This is a genomic window from Rhizobacter sp. P3_B12 (assembly GCF_056402895.1).
Map to the genome: position 1 here is coordinate 1 of NZ_JBFUGN010000531.1, position 4,264 is coordinate 4,264.

Genomic DNA, 4,264 nt, shown 5'->3' on the forward strand with positions numbered 1-4,264 from the left:
TGCTGGCGCAGGGCGGGCAGGACAGCGCTGCGGTCGGCGAGGCGGTCGGGTACCGCTCGGAGGCGGCCTTCAACCGCGCGTTCACGCGGCATGCGGGGATCACGCCGGGGCGGTTCCGGCGCGCGGCCGGCGGTCGGGACGCGCCGGCCTGAGGTCGCGGCCCCGAATCGGTCGGTCGTCGGATGCCGGGCCACGACATGCGTTGCCGTCGGCACGATGGCGAGCTTCCGATTTCGAAGGATCGCGCATGAAGAGAGGGCTCTGGATCGTTCTCGCCGGCGTGCTCGCGGCACTGGCCGCAGCATGGTTCGCCGTCACGCAGCCTGGCGTGATGCCTGTGGTGACGCATGCCCCCGAGGTCGACGCCGAACGGCTGAAGGCGCATGTGCGCCGCCTCTCGGTCGACCTGCACCCGCGCGCGGCGGGGCCGTCCGGGCGGCTCGATGCGGCGGCGGACTACGTGGCCGATGCGCTGCGTGCGTCCGGTGCGGTGGTGCGCGTGCAGGAGTTCGCCGTGGGCCAGGCCCGCCACCGCAACCTGGTGGCGCGCTTCGGGCCGGCAGACGGCGCACCGCTCGTGATCGGCACGCACTACGACTCGCACGACGGTGGCGAGGGCGACGCGACGCCCGGCGCCGACGACAACGCGAGCGGCGTCGCGGGCCTGCTCGAACTGGCGCGCCTGCTCGCGCGCGATCCGCCACCGCGGCCGGTCGAGCTCGTCGCCTACACGCTCGAGGAGCCGCCGTACTTCCGCAGTGCCGACATGGGCAGCGCGGTGCACGCGCAGTCGCTGCGCGCCGCCGGCCGCGAGCCGCGCCTGATGCTGGCGCTGGAGATGATCGGGACCTTCTCCGACGAGCCCGGTTCGCAGCGCTACCCGGTGCCCGGCATGCCGCTGGTGTACGGCGATCGCGGCGACTTCATCGCGGTGGTCGGCCGGCTCGAACGCTTCGGCCTCACGCGCGAGGTGAAGGCCGCGGTGGCCGGCGCGAGCGCGCTGCGCGTGCAATCGATCAATGCGCCGACGGCGCTGCAGGGCATCGACTTCTCCGACCACCTGAGCTACTGGGCGCTCGGCATGCCGGCGCTGATGGTCACCGACACCGCCTTCCTGCGCAATCGCCACTACCACGAGGCGGGCGACAGCTGGGAGAAGCTGGACTACCGCCGCATGGCGCAGGTGGTGCAGGGCGTGTGGGCGGTGACGCGGGCCCTCTGAGGTTCAGGGCCTGACGACGAGGCTGCGGAACGCGCGCTGCGCCGGCGGCAGCGTCTTGCACTCGGTGCCGGCGATGCGGATGCCGCCGTCGTCGCTCAGCACCTGCACCTCGCCCGTCCCCGGCCACTCGAACAGCGCTTCGGGCCGCAGGCTGCCGAGCGCGACCGATGACACCGGCACCGGCGCCTCGCCGGCGCGGCCCGACCAGCGGTACAGCGCGAAGCTGCCTTCATCGGCCGGCGGCCCGGCGACGACGAGGTAGCCGTTGCCGACGCGCTCGAGGCTGCGGATGCCGCGGCCGTCGAGCGGCAGTTCGAACACGCTGCCGATCTGCGCGTGCTGGCCGCGCACGACCTGCGCCGGATTCGCGATCGTCACGACGAGCGCCCGCCCGCGCGGCAGCGGGTTGCGCAGCCCCACCAGCAGCGCACCGCCGGGTGTGGCCGCCAGGCCCTCGATGTTGAGCCCGCCCGGTGCCTCGGGCGCCCGCTTCGAGGCGTCCTTCAGGTGGTAGCCCTTCAGCTGTGGTGCGTCGAGCAGGTCGTCGAGCAGCCGCGTGTACGGCGTGCCGAGCGGGCGCAGCGTGGGCGGCGCGGCGCCGGGCACGCGCTCGGTCGCGAACAGCCGGTGCCGCTCGTCGCGCTTCTTGCCGCCGCTGTTGCGGCCGTGCGAGGCGATCCAGTAGATGACGCCGCCGGTCTCGGCCGCGCCCTCGATGTCGGATTCGCGGCCGGCCCCGGTGCCGAGGAAGCTGTCGAGATCGACCCGCCCGACCGCATCCGGCGCATCGCGGCGGAAGACCTGCAAGCTGTTGTGCTCGTCGTCGGCGACCACGAAGTGCCGGGCGTCGAGCGCGATGGCGGCCGACGCGTCGCACAGCCCTCGGTAGCGTTCGGGCGCCTGGGCGTTGGCGCTCGCCGCGGCGAACAGCATCAGCGTGCCGGCGATCCAGCGGCGGGGTGGGGTCTTCATCCGGTTCATTTTCGCGGCCCTGCGGAATAAACCGGGATCGTCGCCCGTCTGTGCAGATGTCGCTACCTCGAACTTCTTCATGCGCTCAGAGGATGAATCCCAGATCGTCGCCGGCATCCCGCACCTGCGGCGCTATGCCCGCGGGCTCACCGGCGACCGCGATCGCGCCGACGAGCTGGTGCAGGACACGCTGGAGCGCGCCTGCAGCCGGTTCGGGTTGTGGCAGCGGCGCGGCGAGCTGCGGGCGTGGATGTTCGGGATCATGCACAACCTGTTCATCGACCGGGTGCGCACGCTGCGCAGCCATCCGGAGGAAGCGGTCGACGCCGAGCCGCCCGAGCCACCCGACCGGCCGACGCAGACCGACGGCCTCGAGCTGCGCGACCTGGAGCGCGTGCTGGCACGCTTGCCCGCCGAGCAGCGCGAGGTGCTGCTGCTCGTCGGCGTCGAGGAGATGAGCTACCAGGATGTCGCGCGCATCGTCGGTGTGCCGATCGGCACCGTGATGTCGCGCCTGTCGCGGGCCCGCGAACGGCTGCGTGCCGAACTGCAGGGCGGCCACGTGCAACCCAGGATCCAGCGGGTGAAATGATGACGCAAGATCTCCACGCGAACGGCCCCCGGCCGCCTCTCCCCGTCACCGAAGCCGACCTGCATGCGCATGTCGACCGCCAGCTCGATCCGGCGCGCGATGCCGAGGTGCTGCGGCATCTCGCTGCGCGCCCGGACGAACAGGCCCGCGTGCAGGCCTGGCGGCAGCAGAACGAGGCGCTGCACCGCCTGCTCGATCCGGTGCTGCATGAGCCGGTGCAGTGGCGTTTGCCCGCGCCTCGCTGGCCGTGGCGCAGCCTCGCGGCCGGCCTGTCGATCGCGCTGCTGAGTGCGGCCTCCACCTGGTGGGCGCGCGGCACGATCGACGACGCGCGGGTGCGCGCCGCCTTCGTCGACGGGGCGCGCTCGGCCTCGACCGGCGACGACCTGAGCGGCTTCGCGCGCCGCGCCGCGGTGGCGCATGTCGTCTACAGCCCCGACATCCGCCGGCCGGTGGAGGTCGGCGCCGACGAGGAGCAGGCGCTGGTGGCATGGCTGTCGAAGCGCCTGGGCACGCAGGTGCGGCCACCGCTGCTGAAGGCGGTCGGCTACGAGCTGATCGGCGGCCGGCTGCTGCCGGGCGACAGCGGCCCGGTCGCGCAGTTCATGTACCACGACGCGATCGGCCAGCGCATGACGCTGTACGTGACGCGCGAGGCACCCGGTGGCGCCACGACGGCGTTCCGCTTCGGCCGGGACGGGCCGGTCAACGTCTTCTACTGGGTCGACCGGCAGGTCGGCTACGCGATCTCCGGTGGCGCCGACCGGCAGGACCTGCTGCGCGTCGCGCAGGAGGTGCACCGGCAGCTGGCGCCGGGTTGAACCCGCTTCCTCCCTCCCTTCACCTGTTCCATCCCTGTCCCTTCACTCACACATTCCCATGCAACGCAGAGACCTCCTGAAGCTGGCCGCAGCCGGCTCGGCATCGGCCGCCTGGCCCGCGATGGTGCAAGGCATCGCGTCACCGACGACACCCCTCGGCGTCGACCCGCGCGACCGCGTCTTCATCACCAACGAGGACTCGAACACGCTGGTCGTGATCGACCCGCGCAGCAACACCGTCGAGTCGACGATCAACCTGACGAGCTTCGACGAGGACCCGCGTCCGCCGTTCCGCTTCGTCACCGCCGGCGTCGCGCCGACGCATGCGGCGATGATCCACAAGCCGCTGTACCACGGCTGCATCGACGCCCATGGCGCCGTGCCGTCGCCGGATGGCCGCCTGCTCGCGACGACCGGGCGCGGCTCCAGCAACGTGTACCTGATCGATGCGGCGCAGCGCCGCGTCATCGGCAACTTGCCGAACCCGGCGGCCGGCCCGTCGACGAATGCCGAGCGCGTGTCCGGCGGCCTGCTGCTGGGGCGCGAGCCGCACGAGCCGAGCTTCACGCGCAACGGCCGCGAGCTGTGGGTCACGCTGCGCGGCGAGAACCGCATCGCGATCCTCGACGTCGAGCTCGCGCGCCGCCAGCTCGAAGG

Annotated in this window: 6 protein-coding genes; 5 read left to right on the forward strand and 1 reads right to left on the reverse strand. The window is 72.7% G+C overall.

Translation table 11 applies throughout. From position 1 onward, the window contains the following. The first annotated feature begins 2 nt into the window (after positions 1 to 2). Both AC1D01_RS23005 and AC1D01_RS23010 read left to right on the forward strand, forming a co-directional pair. The gene (locus AC1D01_RS23005; protein ID WP_477870426.1) at positions 3 to 152 is read left to right on the forward strand and encodes a helix-turn-helix domain-containing protein; all 150 of its coding nucleotides are present in this window, start codon (positions 3 to 5) and stop codon (positions 150 to 152) included. Between the two features lie 95 nt (positions 153 to 247). After that, positions 248 to 1,222: a M28 family peptidase gene (locus AC1D01_RS23010; protein WP_477870416.1), complete on the forward strand. Its 975-nt coding sequence runs from the start codon at positions 248 to 250 to the stop codon at positions 1,220 to 1,222. Positions 1,223 to 1,225: 3 nt separating this feature from the next. Here the strand turns inward: AC1D01_RS23010 and AC1D01_RS23015 are convergent, their stop codons facing one another. After that, a complete protein-coding gene (locus tag AC1D01_RS23015; protein WP_477870418.1) occupies positions 1,226 to 2,194 on the reverse strand; it encodes a DUF3616 domain-containing protein in 969 nt (322 codons plus the stop codon). A gap of 79 nt (positions 2,195 to 2,273) precedes the next feature. Between AC1D01_RS23015 and AC1D01_RS23020 the strand changes: the two genes are divergently transcribed. From AC1D01_RS23020 to AC1D01_RS23030, 3 genes are all read left to right on the forward strand, one after another. Then, a complete protein-coding gene (locus AC1D01_RS23020) occupies positions 2,274 to 2,786 on the forward strand; it encodes an RNA polymerase sigma factor (RefSeq protein WP_477870420.1) in 513 nt (170 codons plus the stop codon). Next, positions 2,786 to 3,607, forward strand: a complete 822-nt coding sequence (locus AC1D01_RS23025; protein ID WP_477870422.1) for an anti-sigma factor family protein — start codon at positions 2,786 to 2,788, stop codon at positions 3,605 to 3,607. Before AC1D01_RS23020 ends, AC1D01_RS23025 begins: the two co-directional genes overlap by 1 nt. A gap of 58 nt (positions 3,608 to 3,665) precedes the next feature. Beyond that, positions 3,666 to 4,264, forward strand: a 599-nt coding sequence (locus AC1D01_RS23030; protein WP_477870424.1) for a YncE family protein, incomplete at its 3' end; no start/stop codon positions are given.

What these genes read in the sequence shown, in the direction of transcription:
- AC1D01_RS23010 (WP_477870416.1), top strand. Translation starts at nt 248, where the DNA reads ATGAAGAGAGGGCTCTGGATCGTTCTCGCCGGCGTGCTCGCGGCACTG.
- AC1D01_RS23020 (WP_477870420.1), top strand. Translation starts at nt 2,274, where the DNA reads ATGCGCTCAGAGGATGAATCCCAGATCGTCGCCGGCATCCCGCACCTG.
- AC1D01_RS23025 (WP_477870422.1), top strand. Translation starts at nt 2,786, where the DNA reads ATGACGCAAGATCTCCACGCGAACGGCCCCCGGCCGCCTCTCCCCGTC.
- AC1D01_RS23015 (WP_477870418.1), bottom strand. Translation starts at nt 2,194, where the DNA reads ATGAAGACCCCACCCCGCCGCTGGATCGCCGGCACGCTGATGCTGTTC.